15 protein-coding genes are annotated in these 17,023 nt (G+C 71.7%); 6 read left to right on the top strand and 9 right to left on the bottom strand.

The window, feature by feature from the left end:
- Positions 1–95: 95 nt before the first annotated feature.
- The 3 genes from ACQ0O7_RS04710 to ACQ0O7_RS04700 are packed head-to-tail and all read left to right on the top strand — an operon-like array spanning position 96 to position 2,217.
- Positions 96–383: a hypothetical protein gene (locus tag ACQ0O7_RS04710; protein ID WP_430780486.1), complete on the top strand. Its 288-nt coding sequence runs from the start codon at positions 96–98 to the stop codon at positions 381–383.
- Positions 380–2,002: an alpha/beta hydrolase gene (locus ACQ0O7_RS04705; protein ID WP_430780485.1), complete on the top strand. Its 1,623-nt coding sequence runs from the start codon at positions 380–382 to the stop codon at positions 2,000–2,002. The genes ACQ0O7_RS04710 and ACQ0O7_RS04705 overlap by 4 nt, the downstream gene beginning before the upstream one ends.
- The gene (locus ACQ0O7_RS04700) at positions 1,999–2,217 is read left to right on the top strand and encodes a hypothetical protein (RefSeq protein WP_430780484.1); all 219 of its coding nucleotides are present in this window, start codon (positions 1,999–2,001) and stop codon (positions 2,215–2,217) included. The genes ACQ0O7_RS04705 and ACQ0O7_RS04700 overlap by 4 nt, the downstream gene beginning before the upstream one ends.
- Before the next feature lie 157 nt (positions 2,218–2,374).
- On the opposite strand, the gene glmS is transcribed toward ACQ0O7_RS04700, so the two are convergent.
- Entirely contained in the window at positions 2,375–4,246 is a 1,872-nt protein-coding gene (gene glmS, locus ACQ0O7_RS04695; protein WP_430780483.1) for a glutamine--fructose-6-phosphate transaminase (isomerizing), read from the bottom strand.
- A gap of 192 nt (positions 4,247–4,438) precedes the next feature.
- Here glmS and ACQ0O7_RS04690 point away from each other — a divergent pair, with 192 nt between their 5' ends.
- Positions 4,439–5,317: an MmpS family transport accessory protein gene (locus ACQ0O7_RS04690; RefSeq protein ID WP_430780482.1), complete on the top strand. Its 879-nt coding sequence runs from the start codon at positions 4,439–4,441 to the stop codon at positions 5,315–5,317.
- Between the two features lie 50 nt (positions 5,318–5,367).
- On the opposite strand, the gene glmM is transcribed toward ACQ0O7_RS04690, so the two are convergent.
- From glmM to rplM, 3 genes are all read right to left on the bottom strand, one after another.
- On the bottom strand, positions 5,368–6,720 hold the full coding sequence (gene glmM / locus ACQ0O7_RS04685; RefSeq protein WP_430780481.1) for a phosphoglucosamine mutase: 1,353 nt from the start codon (positions 6,718–6,720) through the stop codon (positions 5,368–5,370).
- 170 nt (positions 6,721–6,890) lie between these two features.
- The gene (gene rpsI, locus ACQ0O7_RS04680) at positions 6,891–7,391 is read right to left on the bottom strand and encodes a 30S ribosomal protein S9 (protein ID WP_430780480.1); all 501 of its coding nucleotides are present in this window, start codon (positions 7,389–7,391) and stop codon (positions 6,891–6,893) included.
- A gap of 20 nt (positions 7,392–7,411) precedes the next feature.
- On the bottom strand, positions 7,412–7,855 hold the full coding sequence (gene rplM / locus ACQ0O7_RS04675; RefSeq protein WP_014440773.1) for a 50S ribosomal protein L13: 444 nt from the start codon (positions 7,853–7,855) through the stop codon (positions 7,412–7,414).
- Positions 7,856–8,629: 774 nt separating this feature from the next.
- On the opposite strand from rplM, the gene ACQ0O7_RS04670 reads away from it, so the two are divergent.
- A complete protein-coding gene (locus ACQ0O7_RS04670; RefSeq protein ID WP_430780479.1) occupies positions 8,630–9,775 on the top strand; it encodes a uroporphyrinogen-III synthase in 1,146 nt (381 codons plus the stop codon).
- Here the strand turns inward: ACQ0O7_RS04670 and ACQ0O7_RS04665 are convergent.
- From ACQ0O7_RS04665 to ACQ0O7_RS04645, 5 genes are read right to left on the bottom strand one after another with little or no spacing between them, the layout of a single operon-like run.
- Positions 9,757–10,299, bottom strand: a complete 543-nt coding sequence (locus ACQ0O7_RS04665; protein ID WP_430780478.1) for a GNAT family N-acetyltransferase — start codon at positions 10,297–10,299, stop codon at positions 9,757–9,759. The two genes, ACQ0O7_RS04670 and ACQ0O7_RS04665, sit on opposite strands and share 19 nt — an antisense overlap.
- A 46-nt stretch (positions 10,300–10,345) precedes the next feature.
- Entirely contained in the window at positions 10,346–10,960 is a 615-nt protein-coding gene (locus ACQ0O7_RS04660) for a GTP-binding protein (RefSeq protein WP_430780477.1), read from the bottom strand.
- Positions 10,941–11,303, bottom strand: a complete 363-nt coding sequence (locus ACQ0O7_RS04655; protein ID WP_430780476.1) for a DUF742 domain-containing protein — start codon at positions 11,301–11,303, stop codon at positions 10,941–10,943. The genes ACQ0O7_RS04660 and ACQ0O7_RS04655 overlap by 20 nt, the downstream gene beginning before the upstream one ends.
- A 20-nt stretch (positions 11,304–11,323) precedes the next feature.
- Entirely contained in the window at positions 11,324–11,734 is a 411-nt protein-coding gene (locus ACQ0O7_RS04650; RefSeq protein ID WP_430780475.1) for a roadblock/LC7 domain-containing protein, read from the bottom strand.
- Entirely contained in the window at positions 11,731–14,565 is a 2,835-nt protein-coding gene (locus ACQ0O7_RS04645) for a nitrate- and nitrite sensing domain-containing protein (RefSeq protein WP_430780474.1), read from the bottom strand. Before ACQ0O7_RS04645 ends, ACQ0O7_RS04650 begins: the two co-directional genes overlap by 4 nt.
- 559 nt (positions 14,566–15,124) lie before the next feature.
- Here ACQ0O7_RS04645 and ACQ0O7_RS04640 point away from each other — a divergent pair.
- Positions 15,125–16,978, top strand: a complete 1,854-nt coding sequence (locus ACQ0O7_RS04640) for a hypothetical protein (protein ID WP_430780473.1) — start codon at positions 15,125–15,127, stop codon at positions 16,976–16,978.
- Positions 16,979–17,023: the final 45 nt, after the last annotated feature.

Raw genomic sequence — 17,023 nt, 5'->3', positions numbered from 1 at the left:
ACGGCCCTTCCCGGCGCTCTAACTTCGATCCCACGAGCTGCCGGCGCCCCTCGGTCCGGCGGCTCACGCACCCGTCGTCCCACTGGGAGGTTGAGATGAGTTCCGGATTCCAGGTCGACGCCGAGTCCCTGCGCGCGGACGCCACCGCCGTCACCGGGTTCGCGGCCCGGGTGTCCGCCCTGACGTCCCGGGTGCCACCGCCCGTCCCCACACCACGCTGGGCGGCCACCGGCGCCGCGACCGACGCCGCCGACATCGCGCGGCGGTGGGTGAGCGTGCTGGGTCACGACATCTCGGAGACCGCCGACCGGGTCCGCTCGGTCGCCGGCGACTACGAGGAGGCCGACACCCGAGCCGCGGCCCGGCTCCGGGCGCCCCGATGAGCGCGACCGCCGGCGTCTACTCCCGTCTGCGTGTCACCGATCCGGCCCGCTGGCTGGCCAACGCGCTCGCCTGGCGCCGGTGGGCGGCGCTGGCCGGTGTCCTGTGCGGTGAGTTCGGCCCGTTGCTGGCCCGGTTGCGGTCGTCGTGGTCCGGTTCGGCGGCGGAGGCGGCCACGGCCCGGCTGATCGCGTTGTCCCGGCGGCTGGCGTTCTTCCGGGTCCTCTGCTGGCGTGCCGATCAGGCGTTGTCCGAGTTCGCCGCGGCCCTCACCCGGGCCCGGGTGATGCTCGACCGAGCACGAGCGTCCGCCGCCCGCGCCGGTTTGACGATCGACGACTCCGGCGTGGTCCGGGCGCCAGCCGTCCTCAGCGCCGGCCCCAGCGCCGGCCCTAGCTCCGGTCCTGGTCTCAAGACTGGTGCTGATAGTGGTGCTGGGGCTGGGGCCGGTTCGCGGTCCGCGGCCGAGATCGCAGCGGACTGCCGGGCCGTCGCGGCTGAGCTGGCGGCCGCGCTGGAGATCGCCGCCACCGCCGACGCCACCGCGGCCACCCGGCTCGCCGCGCTCGCCGCTGTGCCGGACGCGCCGACGGTCACCACCTTTCCGGGGTGCGACGCCGATCCGGCCGAGGTCCGGCGCTGGTGGGCCGGGTTCACCGCGGCGGAGCGGGACTGGCTGCTGGTCACCGACGCGGAGGCGCTGGCCGGGGTGGAGGGCATCCCGGTCGCCGACCGGGACATCGCGAACCGTCTGCTGCTCGACGACCGCCGCCGCGACCTGGACACGATGGCGGCTCGCGGCGCCGACCCCGATCGGATCCGCGACCTGCGCGAGGGCCTCGACCGGCTGGCCGGCCGGCTGGAGGACGACGACGGCCCGAGGGCGTATCTGGTGGGGCTGGGCCTCGACGGCGAAGGCCGTGCCGTGGTGGCGCTCGGCGACCCCGACCGGGCCACCCATGTGCTCACCCACGTCCCGGGGATGACTTCGGACCTGCGTTCGCTCGACAACGAGCTGACCCGGGCCGAGCGGGTGGCGACCCGTTCCGGCGAGTTGGGCCCGGCCGGGTCGACGAGTGCGGTGCTGTGGCTGGACTACGACGCTCCGGACTTCCTGCACGAGGCGTTCTCGCCGCGGCAGGCCCGGGAGGGTGCGGTCGAGCTGCGCCGTTTCCAGGAGGGGCTGCGGGCCACCCATGAGGGCGGCGAACCGGCCCGGCAGACGGTGCTCGGGCACAGTTACGGCTCGACGGTGGTGGGTTCGGCCGCGGCCGGTGGCCGGTTGGAGGCGGACAGTCTGGTGTTCGTCGGTTCACCCGGAGTCGGGGTGGATTCGGCGGCCCTGCTGGGTGTGCCGGCCGAGCAGATCTGGTCCACCACGTCACGCACCGATGTGATCCAGCTGGCGAGGGAGCCGAAGGGCTTCCTGCCCGGCGCGATCCTGCCGAACCTGCCGCCCGGTGTCGAACGCGACCTCTGGTTCGGCACCAATCCGAGCCACCCGAGTTTCGGCGGCCGCATCTTCGCCAGCCAGCCCGACGCCGGCCACCTGGGCTATTGGGACGAGGGCCGCCCCGCCCTGGACGCCCTGGCCCGCCTGGCCTTGGGCGAGAAACCATGACGGCCACCCGCGCCACCGCGCCTTCCGGCGGCATCACCGCACCTTTCGAAAGCACCATGACCGCCACCCGCGCCACCGCGCCTCCTGGCAGCACCACCGCACCCCTCGAAAACACCATGCCCGCCACCCGCACCACCGCGCGTTCCGGCGGCATCACCGCATCCCTCGCCTCCCTCAGCACAAGGCCGGAGGAAGGCGGGAAAGCCGTGTGGTAGCGGAGCCGAAAAGCCGCCGGGACCGGTCTGATGACCGGATCCGGCGGCTCGGTGACTCGACGACTGTTCGGTCAGTGGCCGATCCGCCGCCGGCTGATCCGTCGGCGGTGGATCCGTCGGCGGTGGATCCGTCCGCGGTGGATCCGTCCGCGGTGGATTATTCGACCGTGACGGACTTGGCCAGGTTGCGGGGCTGGTCGACGTCATTGCCGCGGGCCGCGGCGATCTCACAGGCGAGGATCTGCAGCGGGACGGTGGTCATCAGCGGGGCGAGCAGCGACGGCGTCGGCGGCACCGTGATCAGGTGGTCGGCGAACTGCTTGACGTCGTCGTCGCCCTCCTCGGCGATGACGATGGTGCGGGCACCGCGGGCGCGGACCTCCTGGATGTTCGACACCACCTTGTCGCGCATCACGCCACGCCCGGCCGGCGACGGGACCACACACACCACCGGGGTGCCGTCGTCGATCAGCGAGATCGGGCCGTGCTTGAGCTCACCGGCCGCGAAGCCCTCGGCGTGCATGTAGGCGAGTTCCTTCAACTTGAGCGCGCCCTCCAGAGCGACCGGGAAACCCACGTGCCGGCCGATGAACAGGACGGTCGAGGCGGTCCGCAGATCACGGCCCAGGGCGCGGACGTCGTCCATCCGGCTGAGGAGCGTACGCAAGCTGTCCGGGGTGGCCTGCAGTTTCTCGACGACCGCGGCGACCTCGTCGGCGTACATCACGCCGCGGATCTGGGCCAGGTGCAGGCCGATCAGGTAACAGGCGACGAGCTGGGTGAGGAAGGCCTTGGTGGAGGCGACGGCGATCTCCGGACCGCCATGGGTGTAGAGGACGGCGTCGGACTCGCGCGGGATGGTGGACCCGTTGGAGTTGCAGATGGCGAGGACGCGGGCCTTCTGCTCCTTGGCGTGCCGGAGCGCCATCAGGGTGTCCATCGTCTCACCGGACTGGCTGATCACGATCACCAGCGTGGAACGGTCCAGGATCGGGTCGCGGTAGCGGAACTCGCTGGCCAGCTCCACTTCGCAGGGGATCCGCACCCAGTGCTCGATGGCGTACTTGGCGACCATCCCGGCGTGGTAGGAGGTGCCGCAGGCGACGATGAACACCTTGTCGACGTCACGCAGGTCCTGGTCGGTGAGGCGGACCTCGTCCAGGATGATCTCGCCGCGGTCGGAGAGCCGGCCGAGCAGGGTGTCGGCGATCGCCTGGGGCTGCTCGGCGATCTCCTTCAGCATGAAGTACTCGTAACCGCCCTTCTCGGCGGCCGACGCGTCCCAGTCGATGTGGAACTCGGTGCCGGTGGCCGGGCTGCCGTCGAAGCCGGTGATCTCGATGCCCTCGGGGGTGATCAGGACGACCTGGTCCTGGCCGAGTTCGATCGCCTCGCGGGTGTGCTCGATGAAGGCGGAGACGTCGCTGGCGAGGAAGTTCTCCCCGGCCCCGCGGCCGACGACGAGCGGCGAGTTGCGGCGGGCGGCGGCGACCGCGCCGGGCACGTTCACATCGACGGCGAGCAGGGTGAAGGCGCCTTCGAGCCGATTGGCGACCCGGCGCATGCCTTCGGCGAGCAGGGCCGGCCCGTCCTCGGCACCGGACTCGCGCAGCGCGCGCATCTCGGCGGCGAGCAGGTGGGCCGCGCATTCGGTGTCGGTGTCGCTGCGGAATTCGACCCCGGTGGCTTCGAGTTCGGCGCGCAGGCGGGCGAAGTTCTCGATGATGCCGTTGTGGATGACCGCGACCCGGCCGTCGGCGGACAGGTGTGGGTGGGCGTTGCGGTCGGTGGGTCCGCCGTGGGTGGCCCAGCGGGTGTGGCCGATGCCGGTGGTGCCGATCTCGATGCTGTCACCGGAGCGTTCGGCGAGCGCCTTCTCCAGGTTGGCGAGTTTTCCCGCTTTCTTCTCAGTCTGGACAAGTCCGCTGTCGATGATGGCGACACCCGCGGAGTCGTATCCGCGGTACTCGAGGCGGCGGAGCCCGTCGATGACGATGCTCAGCGCCGGCCGGCTTCCTACGTAACCCACGATCCCACACATGCGGGGCAGCCTAACCGACTTTCGCTCAAACGTCATGCGCGAGAAGCACACTTTTGAGCATCCGATGTGATTGGAACAGCAGTCGGCCCGACTAGCTGGCAGCCCTCCTCCGTACGGGTGAGTGATCCTTGACGTGCGTCCCAGGCGTACCTTCGGCTAGGGATCCACCGGGAGGAAGACATGAGCGATCCGAACGAGCCTCGGCAGCCACCCAGGCCGCCGACGTTCACGCCGCCGGGCAGCGACCCGGAGTACCCGCCGACGTCCCAGTTCCCGCCGGTGAGTCCGGCGAGCCCGGCCGGTCCGGCCGGTCCGGCCGGTCCGACGAGCCCGGCCGGCCCCTACCCGCCGTCATACAGCCCGGGTACGGCCCAGGTTCCGCCGCACAATCCGGCGCCGCACTACGACCAGACCGCGGGCTGGGCGGCCCCACCACCAGGCTATGAACAACCCGGATACGCCCCACCGGGGTATGAACAGCCGGGCTACCCGCCTCTGGGATACGGCCCGCCTCAGCCTCCGCCCCGCAAGAGCGCCGTCCCGATGATCGCTCTGGTGCTGGCGATCGCCCTGCTGCTCTGCGGCGGAGTGGGAGTGGTCGGCAAGATCCTGGTGGACCGGGCCACCGACAAGGCCGCGGAGATCACCGGCTCGCTCCCCGACCCGACGCTGCCGGCCCTGCCCACCGAGGGCCCCGACCTGCCGGCGCTGCCGACCGATCTACCGGAGCTGCCCGGCCTGCCGACCGATCTGCCGACCGGCATCCCCGGGCTGGGCACCGAGATCAGCGTGACCTACGAGGTGACCGGCGACGGCCCGGCCGAGATCGTCTACGCCGAGGAGGGCAGCACGCCGAAGCGGGTCGGCAATGCCGAGCTGCCGTGGAAGATCACCACGAAGTTGACGAGCCCGGCCACGGTCTACGTGGTGGCGATCCGGGCGGGCCTCGGCGACGGTGGCGTGCGCTGCCGGGCGACCGTGGACGGCGAGCAGGTGGCCGAGCACAGCGCCGAGGGCACGCTGGCCACGGCCAACTGCACCAAACTGGTGATCGAGTAACAGCGAACGGGCCGGCCCGCGAAGGACCGGCCCGTACACGATGGGAGTCGTCAGGCGGGGCTGGCGGCCCGGACCTCGTCGGCGATCCGCTCGGCGACGGATCGCGCCTGCTCCTCGGTGGCGGCCTCGACCATCACCCGGACCAGCGGTTCGGTGCCGGACGGCCGGAGCAGCACCCGCCCGGTCTCGCCCAGCTCGTTCTCGGCGAGCGCGACAGCGGCCTGCACGGTCGGTGCCGAAGCACCCGCGGCCCGGTCGCCGACCCGTACGTTGATCAGAACCTGGGGCAGTTTGTGCACCACGGCGGCCAGGTCGGCGAGGGATTTGCCGGTGGCCGCGAGCTGCGCCATCAGGTGCAGGCCGGTGAGCACGCCGTCGCCGGTGGTGGCGAAGGCCGGCATGACGATGTGGCCGCTCTGTTCGCCGCCGAGGGCGAGGTCGCCGCCGGCCAGCTCCTCCAGCACGTACCGGTCGCCGACCTTGGTCTCCAGCAGTTTGATGCCGGACTGCTTCATGGCGATCCGCAGGCCCAGGTTGCTCATCACGGTGGCGACCAGGGTGTCGTCGGTGAGGGTGCCGGCGTCCCGCATGGCCAGGGCCAGGATGGCCATCATCTGGTCGCCGTCGACGACGTCGCCGGCGGCGGTGACGGCCAGGCAGCGGTCGGCGTCGCCGTCGTGGGCGAGGCCCAGGTCGGCGCCCTCCCGGAGGACCGCTTCGCGGACGGCTTCCAGGTGGGTGGAGCCGCAGTCCTCGTTGATGTTGAGCCCGTCCGGCTCGGCGTGGATGGCGATGACCTCGGCGCCGGCTTCCTTGTACGCGATCGGCCCGACCTCGCTGGCCGCCCCGTTGGCGCAGTCGACGACGACCTTGAGCCCGTTGAGCGGGTGCGGGATCGACTCGACCAGGTGCTTGATGTAGTACTCGGCGCCGTCGAGCAGATCGTTGACCCGGCCGATGCCGGCGCCGGTGGGCCGGCCGATCAGCCCGTGCCCGTCTTCGATCGCCCTTTCGATGCGCTCTTCCAGCTCGTCCGGGAGCTTGGCACCGCCGGCGGCGAAGAGTTTGATGCCGTTGTCGGCCATGGGGTTGTGCGACGCGGAGATCATCACTCCGAGATCGGCATTGGTCTGCCCCACCAGGTACGCGACCGCCGGTGTGGGCAGCACACCGACCCGTACCACGTTGGCCCCGGCACTGGTCAGGCCGGCGACGACGGCGGCCTCCAGCATCTCGCCGCTGGCTCGCGGGTCACGGCCCACGATGGCGAGCGGTGGGTGGCTCCCGTCGGTTTCGACGAGCACCCGTGCGGCCGCCACTGCGACCGAGAGGGCTAGTTCGGGGGTGAGCAGATCGCCGTTCGCTAGGCCGCGAACGCCGTCCGTGCCGAAGAGTCGCCCCATGGCGGCTTCCTTTCGCCGGTTAACGCGACCTCAAGCCTGCATCAGCGTTCGGCTGGTCACGAGTACCGGAACGGCTAGTTGGGGAGGGAGTAAAACAAACATCGACGGCCGAGCACATCCCCCCGTACGAGGGACACACTCGGCCGTCGATGGCAGACGTAGCGCGAAAATCAGCGCTTCGAGTACTGCGGGGCCTTACGGGCCTTCTTGAGACCGTACTTCTTGCTCTCCTTGACGCGGGCGTCACGGGTGAGGAAGCCGGCCTTCTTCAGCGCGGGACGGTCGTCGGGCTCGACCGCGATGAGCGCGCGGGCGATGGCGAGACGGAGGGCACCGGCCTGGCCGGTGATGCCGCCGCCACGCAGGTTCGCGAAGACGTCGAACTGCTCGGCGCGCTCGGCGGTCACCAGCGGCTCGCGGATGAGCTGCTGGTTAACCTTGCTGGGGAAGTAGTTCTCCAGGTCACGGCCGTTGCAGGTGATCTTGCCGGTGCCGGGCACGAGGCGCACCCGGACGATGGCCTCCTTGCGGCGGCCAACGGTCTGAACCGGGCGGTCACCGGGACGCGGGGCGCGGACCGGGGCCGGCGCGGCCGTCTCCTCGACGACGACGACCGTCTCAGCGGGCTCCTCGACGGTCTCGACGACCTCGGGCTCGATGATGTCAGTCATGCTGCTGCCTTCTCCCGCGCTCACTGCGCGATCTGCTTGATTTCGAACGGCTGCGGCTGCTGGGCGGCGTGCGGGTGCTCGGCGCCCGGGTACACCTTCAGCTTCTTGATGATCTGCCGCGCGAGCTTGTTGTGCGGGAGCATGCCCTTGACGGCCAGCTCGATCGCCTTCTCGGGGCGCTTGGTGAGCAGCTCCTCGTAGCCGACCTGCTTCAGACCACCCGGGTAGCCGGAGTGGCGGTAGGCGACCTTGGTCTGCCGCTTGTTGCCGGTCAGGGCGACCTTGCCGGCGTTGATGATCACAACGAAGTCGCCGGTGTCGACGTGCGGGGCGAACGTGGGCTTGTGCTTGCCACGCAGCAGGTTCGCGGTGTGGGTGGCCAGGCGACCCAGAACGACGTCAGAAGCGTCGATAATGTGCCACTGACGCTCGATCTCACCCGGCTTCGGGCTGTACGTACGCACAGAATTACCTTGTCTCGTCGTCGGACTGGGGGGCGCGTGCTGGCCGCACCGGAACAGGTGCGTCACAGCTACCCCGCAGAGGGACCACCCGGCGCACAACAGCAGGAAGACGATACCCGGCAGCGCGACGCGTGGTCAAAACAGAGCGGTGTTCGAGGCACGACGATCCCGGCGAAGGTTCTGGTTGCAAACCCTCAGCCCTGGTCGTACGCCAAACACGGCAAGCATACTCCGCGGCCTGGAGCCACCCTCGGCGGGTCGGCCCCACCCGGCTCGGACGACGCTCGGAAGACCATCTTGCCCGACTTAGCAGGCTCGAAACAAATGGGACGCTCGTCGGAAATTCCGCCCCGGCAGTCTTCGGTGCATGGCCAACGGTGCGCACCTCCGGACGACGGGGACCGGCATGACTGGGCCCGGCGTGACCGGGGAGCGCATCATGGAGAGACAACCGTCAGGGTTGAGGACGGACCTGACGGTGTTCACCGAGCCGGCGAGCCGGTTCGGTGAGGAGGAGTCGCGGCGTGCCCCGGACGGAGGCATGGCGAAGAACGCAGGCGTGACATGGGAGCGGGTCGACGCTGAGGACGGCGGGCTTCGAGCGTGCCCTTCGGTGGACCGTTCGGCCACGCCGCGACTCTTCAGTCCCACCAGACGAGGTCTCACCAGACGAGGTCTCACCAGACGAGGTCTCACCAGACGAGGTCACACCGAACGAGGTCGCACCAGACGAGGTCCCACCCGAAGCAGTCCCACCAGAAACACCCTGCTCGGATGACGGACCGGACCCCGGGTGCCCGGCGGACGGTGCTGACCGCGGCGGCGCTGGCGGAACCGGCGGCGGCCCTCTCCGGGTACACCATCGGCGTGACCGCCGACCGCCGTAAGGACGAGCTGGCCACCCTGCTGGAGGCGCGCGGCGCCCGCGTGGTGATCGCCCCCGCGCTGCGCATCGTGCCGATCTCCGACGACGCCGAGCTGCGTGCCGCCACCCGGGCCTGCCTGGACACCCCGCCCGACATCGTGCTGGTCAACACCGGGATCGGGATGCGCGGCTGGCTGGAGGCGGCGGAGGGCTGGGGCCTGTCCGAGCCGTTGCGCGCCGTGCTGACCCGCGCCTATCTGGTGGCTCGTGGGCCGAAGGCGCGGGCCGCGGTCCGGGCCGCCGGGTTGCACGACCAGTGGTCCCCGGAGGGTGAGGGCTACGAGGAGGTCGTCGAGCACCTGACCGCCCGGGGGATCCGCGGCCTGACCGTGGCGATGCAGCTGCACGGCGAGAGCCAACCGGAGTACACGGAGGCGCTGGAGTCGGCCGGCGCCCGGGTCATCGAGCTGCCGGTCTACCGCTGGGCGCCGCCCACCGACCCGGCTCCGCTGCACCGGCTGGTCGATCTGGTCACCGGCCGGCTGGTGGACGCTGTGACGTTCACCTCGGCGGCCGCCGTCCAGGCCGTGCTGCGGGCGTCCGGGGCCGGCAACGACGCTCTGCTGGAAGCGCTGCGCGACGACGTGATGGCGGCCTGCGTGGGCCCGGTCACCTCGGCGCCGTTGCGCCGGCAGGGCATCCCGGTGGCGATGCCGGGCCGGGCCCGGTTGAGCGCGCTGGTCCGCACGATCGTCGAGGAGCTGCCCAAACGGGCGGTGTCTCTGCAGGTCTCCGGGCATTCGATCGTGTTGCGCGGGCACGCCGCGGTGGTGGACGGCGATCTGCGCCCGCTGGCTCCGGCACCGATGGCGGTGTTGCGGGCGCTGGCCAACTCCCCTGGCCGGGTTCTCTCCCGGGCGGCGTTGTTGCAGGCCCTGCCCCGGGGGGCCGACGAGCACGCGGTGGAGATGGCGGTGGCCCGGCTGCGCGCCGGCCTGGCCGTCCCCGGTGTGGTCCAGACCGTGGTGAAACGCGGCTACCGGATCCCGGTCTGATCAGGATCGGACCGGATCCGGGAGTAGACCGCCAGGTCCACCCGCCCGGTACGCACCTTGCCCGCGTTGCGCGCCACACCCTCCAGCACGAAACCGGACTTGACCGCCACCCGGTTGGAGGCGAGATTCCCCGGCGGTACGCGTAACTCCACCCGCTCGAACCCGAGTCGCTCCAGCGCCCACGTGGTGAGCGCGGACGCCGCCTCGGTGGTCAGCCCGAGGCCGCGGAACCCGGGCATGGTCCAGTACCCGATCTCGGTGACCCGTGCCGTCCAGTCGGTGCGCTTGAGATCGATCACACCGGCGAAGTACCCGTCGTACTCCAGTGCCCGGACCATGCCGTGCCCGCTGGCCCGCATCGCCGGGGCCAGCCGGGTGACGAAGATCGCCGCGTGCTGTTCGGTGTACGGCCACGGCAGCGGAAGCCACCGCTGGGTCACCTCGTCGGAGGCCCCGGCGGTGACTTCCGGCACATCGGTCTCGCGCAGTTCGCGCAGCAGCAGCCGGCCGGTCCGGATGTCCACGTCCGGGAAGGTGTGGTGTCCGTGCCGGTGCGGTACCCGTCGTTGACTAGCCGACCGGTGTGGCCTGCCCGTGCTCGGCAACCAGGGTCGCCATCGCATGCTCGACCACCCCGATCAGTACGGCCTTCACCGAGTCGCGATGCCGGGCGTCACACATCAGCAGCGGGACCCGGGCCGGGATGGCGAGCGCCTCACGGACCTCCTCCGGCTCGTAGCGTGGCGCGCCGTCAAAGCAGTTGACCGCGACAAGATACGGCAGGTGCCGGTTCTCGAAGTAGTCGAGTGGCGCGAACGCGTCGGGCAGCCGCCGGGTGTCGACGAGCACCGCGGCGCCGACGGCACCCCGGATCAGCTCGTCCCACATGAACCAGAACCGTGTCTGGCCGGGGGTGCCGAACAGGTACAGGATCAGGTCGTCGGCCATGGTGATCCGGCCGAAGTCCATCGCCACCGTGGTGCTGCCCTTGCCCGGCACCTTGGAGGCGTCGTCGATCCCGGCGCCGGCCACGGTCATCACCGCTTCGGTGGTGAGTGGCTCGATCTCGGAGACCGCCCCGACCAGAGTCGTCTTGCCCACGCCGAAACCACCCGCGACGACGATCTTCGCCGAGGTGATCTCGGTGGGATGCGGTCGCGCCCTCTCAGAGCTTGCGAAGTCCACCCAACACCCTTCCCAGCAGGTCCATCCGCTCCGTGAAACCGGTCTTGGGAGCGGCACTGTGCAGCTGTAGCAGCCCGGCGCCGACCATGTCGGCGACGAGCACCCGGGTTACCCCCAGTGGTAACCGGGTGAGCGCCGCGAGTTCGGCGAGCGATAACGCTTTGGGCTCGCACAGCACGGCGATGCGGTACTTGTCGTGCCCGGCGAACCGTGACTCCTGCACGGCCTCCGGCCCCGCGAGCAGGACCGCCTCGATCGGGATGTCCCGGCTCGGTTCGGTCCGGCCGCGGGTGACCGCGTACGGCCGCACCAGGTTGCCCCGTGGATCGTGCGGCTCTGTCATGTCGCGGTCACCTCGTCTGCCTAGTGGCTGCCGACTGCCTCACGTGCCGCCGGCGACAGGGCCGCCCCGACACGCTCCACCAGCAGAGCCATCTCGTAACCGACCTGGCCGACGTCGCTGCTGCGCGCCGCCAGGACGGCCATCGATGAACCGTCGCTGATGGACATCAGGAAAAGATAGCCGCTGTCCATTTCGATGATGGTCTGTTGGACGGTTCCGGCGTTGAACATCCGGGACGCGCCGTCGGTGAGACTGACCACGCCGCAGGTGATCGCGGCCAACTGGTCGGCACGGTCTGCCGGCAGATCACGGGACGAGGCCAGAAGTATGCCGTCGGCCGAGACCGCGACCACGTGGGCGATTCCGGCGACGCTGTCCGCGAAGTTGCTGAGCAGCCAGCCCATGTCCTGCATGGTGGGGGGCCTGGTCACTGATCGTTCTCCTTGGGAGGCTGTGTTGCGGCGGCGGCGGTTTCGGCAACGCCGTCCGTCCGCCCTCGTTGCACTCCTCGGTGATACGCGGAAAGTAGCCCGCGGACCTCATCCGGACTGCGACGATGTTGCGCCCGTGGGGTGGTCTCCACCCCGCCGGGGACGAGCTGGGCCTGCGGGATCCGCTTGGGCAGCCCGGACCGGGTGGTGCCGTCGGCTTTCGGGTCGGCGGCCGCCCGCGCGAGTTGCCACCCGTCGTCGGCAGCGGTCCGCCAGCGGTCTTCGGCACCGCGGCGCTGCTTCGGCACGGTCCGGCCGGGCTGCTCGGCGACGGGCGGTTCGGTGGCCGGCGGCACGGAGATCCGCGATACGGGAGCCGGTGGCGCGGGAGCCGGTGACACCGGGGCCGGCGGGCCGGCGGGCGGGGTCAGCGCGCTCGGCGGCGGCGCGTACCCCGCGGTCGGCATGCCCTGCCACCCGTCCGGCTCGCCCTCACCGCGGAACCAGGTCTGCTGCATCTCGATCTGAATCGGCGCGGCCTCGTCGACAGGTTCCGCCGGAGACACCGGATCGCCGGGCGCCGCCGCGAGGTCCGCGGTGGGCACGGCCGGCGGCGCGACCGGCGCGGGCTCCGGGGGCCCGGCCGCCACAACCGGATTGGGTACGCGTGTCGGAAGCTTGGGCCGATCCGGAGTCGGCTTCAGATCCAATTCGGACATCGGTACGCCCACCTGCGGCTGTGGCGGCCGGGCGATCGGTGGTGTCGGGGCCGGGGCGGTGCGCACCGGCGGCCGTACCTCGGCGCTCCGGGGTGTTCCGGTCGGCAGCACCGGCGGCGGACCGGGACGGGTCCAGCTGGCCGCCCGCGGGGTCCCGGCCGGTTCGGCGCCTGGCCGGACCACGATGTCGGCGGGCAGGGTGATCTCGGCGATCGTCCCGCCCTCGGGGGCCGGCTGCAGTTCGACGTGGATGCCGTGCCGGGCCGACAGCCGGGCGACGACCGCGAAGCCCATCAGCCGGAACGCGGACGCGTCCACCTCGGCCGGTCCGGTCAGCCGCTGGTTGAGCTGTTCCAGCTGGTCCGGGTTGAGCCCGAGACCGCGGTCCTCGACCCGGATCACCGCCTGGTTCCCGGACCGGGCGCCGTACGCCATCACCACGCTCTCCGGCGGGGAGAAGCGGGTGGCGTTGTCGAGCAGTTCGGCGACCAGCCGGACCACGTCGTTGACGGCGGCCGCGGCGACCAGCACGTCGGTGTCGATGGTGCCGAACTCGATCCGGTGGTAGAGCTCCACCTCGGACTGCGCGGCCCGCAGCGCGTCGATCAGCAGCGCGTCCTCCCGGCGCGGCGTGCCCACCTCGGCTCCGGCCAGGACCAGCAGGTTCTCGTCGTTGCGGCGCATCCGGGTGGCGAGGTGGTCGAGTTCGAAGAGGCGGGCCAGCCGCTTCGGGTCCTCCTCCATCCGCTCGATCTGGTCCAGTTCGCCGATCATCCGGTCGACGAGCGCCTGGCTGCGCCGGGCCAGGCTGAGGAACATGGTGGACATGGTGGTCCGCTGGGCGGCCTGTTCCGCGGCGATCCGGATGGCCTCCCGGTGGACCATGTTGAACGCCTCGGCCACCTCGCTGAACTCGTCCTGGTCGGGGAGCTGGATCGGGTCTCGCGTCTGCGCGACGATCCGTTCCACCCCGCCCTCGTTCAGGCCTTCCACGTCGTGCAGCAGGCTCACCGCGACCGGCAGGTCCCGGTTGGCCACGCCGAGGGCGCCCTCACGCAGCCGGCGTACCGCGATCAGCAGGGTCCGGCCCAGGTAGAAGCCGAGGGCGACGGCCGCGATGACGATCAGCGCGACGCCGGCGAACTCGATGGTGGCCAGCCGGGCGGTCGCCGTGTCCTCGTCCTCGGCGACCGCGACGACCTGCTCCTCCAGCTCCCGCTCGGCGGCCCGGAGCAGGGCCAGCATCTGGTCGAACGCGTCGGCGACCTCGGCCAGGCTGACCGCCTGCGAGCCGTTCAGCCGGGCGGACACCTCGTCGGCGCGTTCCACCGCCGGTTCGACGAGGACCGCGTCCACCCGGTCCGCCTGCCCGCGGGTGGCGACCCGGCGGAATTCGTCGAGCGCGCTGGTACGGGTCACCTGCGCCGCGATGAGCTGCCGCTGCCGGTCGGCGCCGAAGTCGCCGGAGGCGCGGATGACGTAGGCGATCGCGGCCTGGTCGGCGGCGGCGGTCTCCAGCCGGTTGAAGGCGGCCAGCGCGGTCAGGCCGTCGGCGACCGGGCCCCGCACGGCCTCCAGGCTGAGCAGCGCCGCGTAGTCGGTCAGGCTGCCCATGATCGAGCCGTACGCGGCGACCGCTTCGGCCAGCCCGGTGTCCCGGCGCTCGCTGATACCGGTGCGCAACGCGTCCATGGTGGCGATCTGCCGGTCGACGATGACCAGATGGCTCTCGACCCGGGCGGGGATGCCGGCGATCTCGGCACGGCCGGCCCGGACCACGTCGACCTGGAGGTCGACCGCCTTGATCGCGTCCTGGTAGCCGGTCGCCGGCCGTTTGGTCCCGGCCAGGAACTCGGCGGCGGCCATCCGCTCGTCGTGCAGCAGGCGGCTCAGGTGGGACAACTCGGTGCCGACCTCGGCGAGCCGGGTGACCCGGTCGGCGTCGGTGGACTGCCGGGTGACCTCCAGCAGCCGCATGGACGCCAGGCCGAACACCGCGAGCAGAGGCAGGAGCAGCAGGCCGGCGATCTTCCCGCGCAGCCGCAGGCTCCGTGGGCGGAACACACCGCGTTTCGCGGGTCGCGCAGCCAGGGCCGAGGATCCCGTGCTCACGACTTCTCCTTCGCGGTCGTCCCCGCTCCGCACCATGGCAGGAGCCGGCCCATCGGCGGCCGCGGTCTGGTCAACGGCGCCCACGGCAGGGCCCGCGCCGTTTCCGGCACGGCGGCGATTTCATCAGAACGCCGTCCATTTGGGAAGCCTGGAACCTCCCGGAAAATGCTCGGCTGTCCGGGTGATAACCGCGCGCGACCGGAAAGACTGGGCACGCTCCCGAGGTTGACGTGCGCGAATGCATCATGCGCCACGGTCCGTGAGGTCGTGGTCACCGGACAGCATCGTGATTCCAACCAGTATGTGAGAGTTCTGTCCCGCGACCTCGAAGAACACGGTGGCAAGGTTTGTCGCGAAACGACGGACTCGCTGTCCGTGCGCGACAGTGTCCACTCCGGACGGTCGTTCTGGCAAGTAGCGCGAACGGCGCCCGCGAGTCACCGTAAGTGACCGGATTTCAATAGAGAAAATTCGATTCCCGCCGCGCCGACTTTAGGCTGCCTTAAGAAGGGGACCCCGGACTGGCGCATCATGCGGAACATTCCGTAACGTGCGCAGCATGGCATTTCGGAGCTGGCTGAAGCTGCTGGCCGCCACCGTCACGGCCGCCGTGGTCGTCGGGGCCGGCCAGCTGGGCATCGCCTACGGGCTCGGCATGGTGCGGCTCGACCAGACCTTGGAAATCACTCAGCGTGATCAGTGGACAGCACAGCTGGCCTGGATCGCCTGGATGACGATGACCGCCGCGGCCCTCGGAGCCGTGGTCGCCACCGGTCTGCGCCCACGCTGGTCACCCCGCCCGATTCCGGCCGGCGGCGCGCTCGCGATGGGTCTGGCCGCCGGGATCGGCGCGCTCGCGATCCTCCCGCTGACCATGCAGCCGGCCCGGGACGCCCAGGTCGCCGGGGTGCAGCCGGTCCTGGTGATCGGCATCTGCGCCGGGCTGGGCGCCGCCATCGGCATCTTCGCCGCCTACGCGGCCGCCGCCCGCGCGGTGGCCCGGTGGAGCATCGCCACGGTGAGCGTCCTGGTCTGGGCCATCGCGCTGACCTCGGTCGTCCCGTCGCTGAAGTCGGGTGGCACCCCCACCCCGGCCCGCCTCGGCGTGCTGGAGGGAAGCCTCATCCCGGCAGCCGTCACCGAGTACACCCTGTTCGCCACCATGCCCGCGATCGCGCTGCTCACCGGCTTGATCATCGGCTGGATCGCCCGCGGCCGGCGGATGTCGACCACCGCGGTCGCCCTCAGTGGACTGGCCGGGCCGGCACTGCTGACCCTGGCGTACCTGATCGCCGGTCCCGGATCGTCGGCCGGTTTCGAGCTGAGCCCGTACTGGGCGGCGATGACCGCCAGCGGCGCCGGCGTCCTCGGCTCGGTCCTCGCCGCGATCGTCCGCAGTGCCCCGGAGACGTCGCCCGGCACCGAGCCGGACGCCCCGGCGAGCACCCCGCCGGACGCCGCCCCCGAGCCCGAGCCGCCCGCCGGCACGAAGCCCGAACCGGCTTCCGGCCGGGCCGGACTGCCCCGCCGCGACGTGCCCAACCAGTCCGCGATCGCCCAGGCCGCGGCCGCCGCCGCGCTGCGCCCGGAGGACCAGCTGCGCCCGTCCGACACCGGCATCTTCAGCCTCGGCGGCGACCGCCCGCACCCGCTGCGGGATCTGGCCGCCTCGTCGGCCACCCCGGCCGCCTCCTCCCCGTTCTCCTCCGGCAGCGGAAACCCGTTCCACCAGGGCGGCCCGACCAGCGCCCACCCCCAGGTCCAGCCCGGCGGTCACCCGCAGGCCCAGCCCGGTGGTCGCCCTCAGGCCCAGCCCGGCGGCGGCTACCCCCAGTCCTCCGGCGGTCAGCACCACTCGCCCGGCGGACAGCAGCACTCCTCCGGCGGTCACGCCCAGGCCTCCGCCGCCGGACATCGCACCCCGACCGGCGCGCACGCCACCATCCCCGGGCAGCGCACCCCCACCGGCGCGCACGCCCAGGTCCCGGCGCCTCAGTCCGCGGCCCAGTTCGCCGCGCCACCGTCGATCCCGGCCCAGGTCGCCGGGCTGGCTCCGGCCCAGGTCGACGGCCCGGACACCGAGCCGCGCTTCTCCGGGCAGCAGCCGGCCAAGGGCTCCGGCGGTCTGCGCCGCGGATGGCGCACCCGGCGCGGTTCGCCCGAACCGGAGCAGTCCGCCGCACTGACCGGCGACACCGGCTCGTTCAACGGGTTCGGCGCGAACCAGCCCGCCCCCCGGACCGGCCTGGACACCGCCGAGCACCCGCGGACCCCCGAGCCCACCGTGGTCAGCGCCCCGCCGCCGCACCCCCAGCCGGTCGGCCCGCCGCCGTCGGCCCCCACGCCGCGGAACTCCAGGCGCGGCCGGGAGGACGACTACGTCGGCTGGGTCAACGGCCTCGGCGGCCAGTAGCCCACCCCGAACCTCCGCACCGTCGGGGGCCCGGGCCCCCCCCCG

It is taken from the genome of Actinoplanes sp. G11-F43, assembly GCF_050589265.1.
Taxonomy (GTDB): Bacteria; Actinomycetota; Actinomycetes; order Mycobacteriales; family Micromonosporaceae; genus Actinoplanes.
This window is presented reverse-complemented; position numbering and strand designations above follow the sequence as displayed.

Excerpts from the sequence above, each read along its gene's own strand:
- ACQ0O7_RS04710 (WP_430780486.1), top strand. The coding sequence starts at position 96 with ATGAGTTCCGGATTCCAGGTCGACGCCGAGTCCCTGCGCGCGGACGCC.
- ACQ0O7_RS04705 (WP_430780485.1), top strand. The coding sequence starts at position 380 with ATGAGCGCGACCGCCGGCGTCTACTCCCGTCTGCGTGTCACCGATCCG.
- ACQ0O7_RS04700 (WP_430780484.1), top strand. The coding sequence starts at position 1,999 with ATGACGGCCACCCGCGCCACCGCGCCTTCCGGCGGCATCACCGCACCT.
- ACQ0O7_RS04690 (WP_430780482.1), top strand. The coding sequence starts at position 4,439 with ATGAGCGATCCGAACGAGCCTCGGCAGCCACCCAGGCCGCCGACGTTC.
- glmM (WP_430780481.1), bottom strand. The coding sequence starts at position 6,720 with ATGGGGCGACTCTTCGGCACGGACGGCGTTCGCGGCCTAGCGAACGGC.
- rpsI (WP_430780480.1), bottom strand. The coding sequence starts at position 7,391 with ATGACTGACATCATCGAGCCCGAGGTCGTCGAGACCGTCGAGGAGCCC.
- ACQ0O7_RS04670 (WP_430780479.1), top strand. The coding sequence starts at position 8,630 with ATGACGGACCGGACCCCGGGTGCCCGGCGGACGGTGCTGACCGCGGCG.
- ACQ0O7_RS04655 (WP_430780476.1), bottom strand. The coding sequence starts at position 11,303 with ATGACAGAGCCGCACGATCCACGGGGCAACCTGGTGCGGCCGTACGCG.
- ACQ0O7_RS04640 (WP_430780473.1), top strand. The coding sequence starts at position 15,125 with ATGGCATTTCGGAGCTGGCTGAAGCTGCTGGCCGCCACCGTCACGGCC.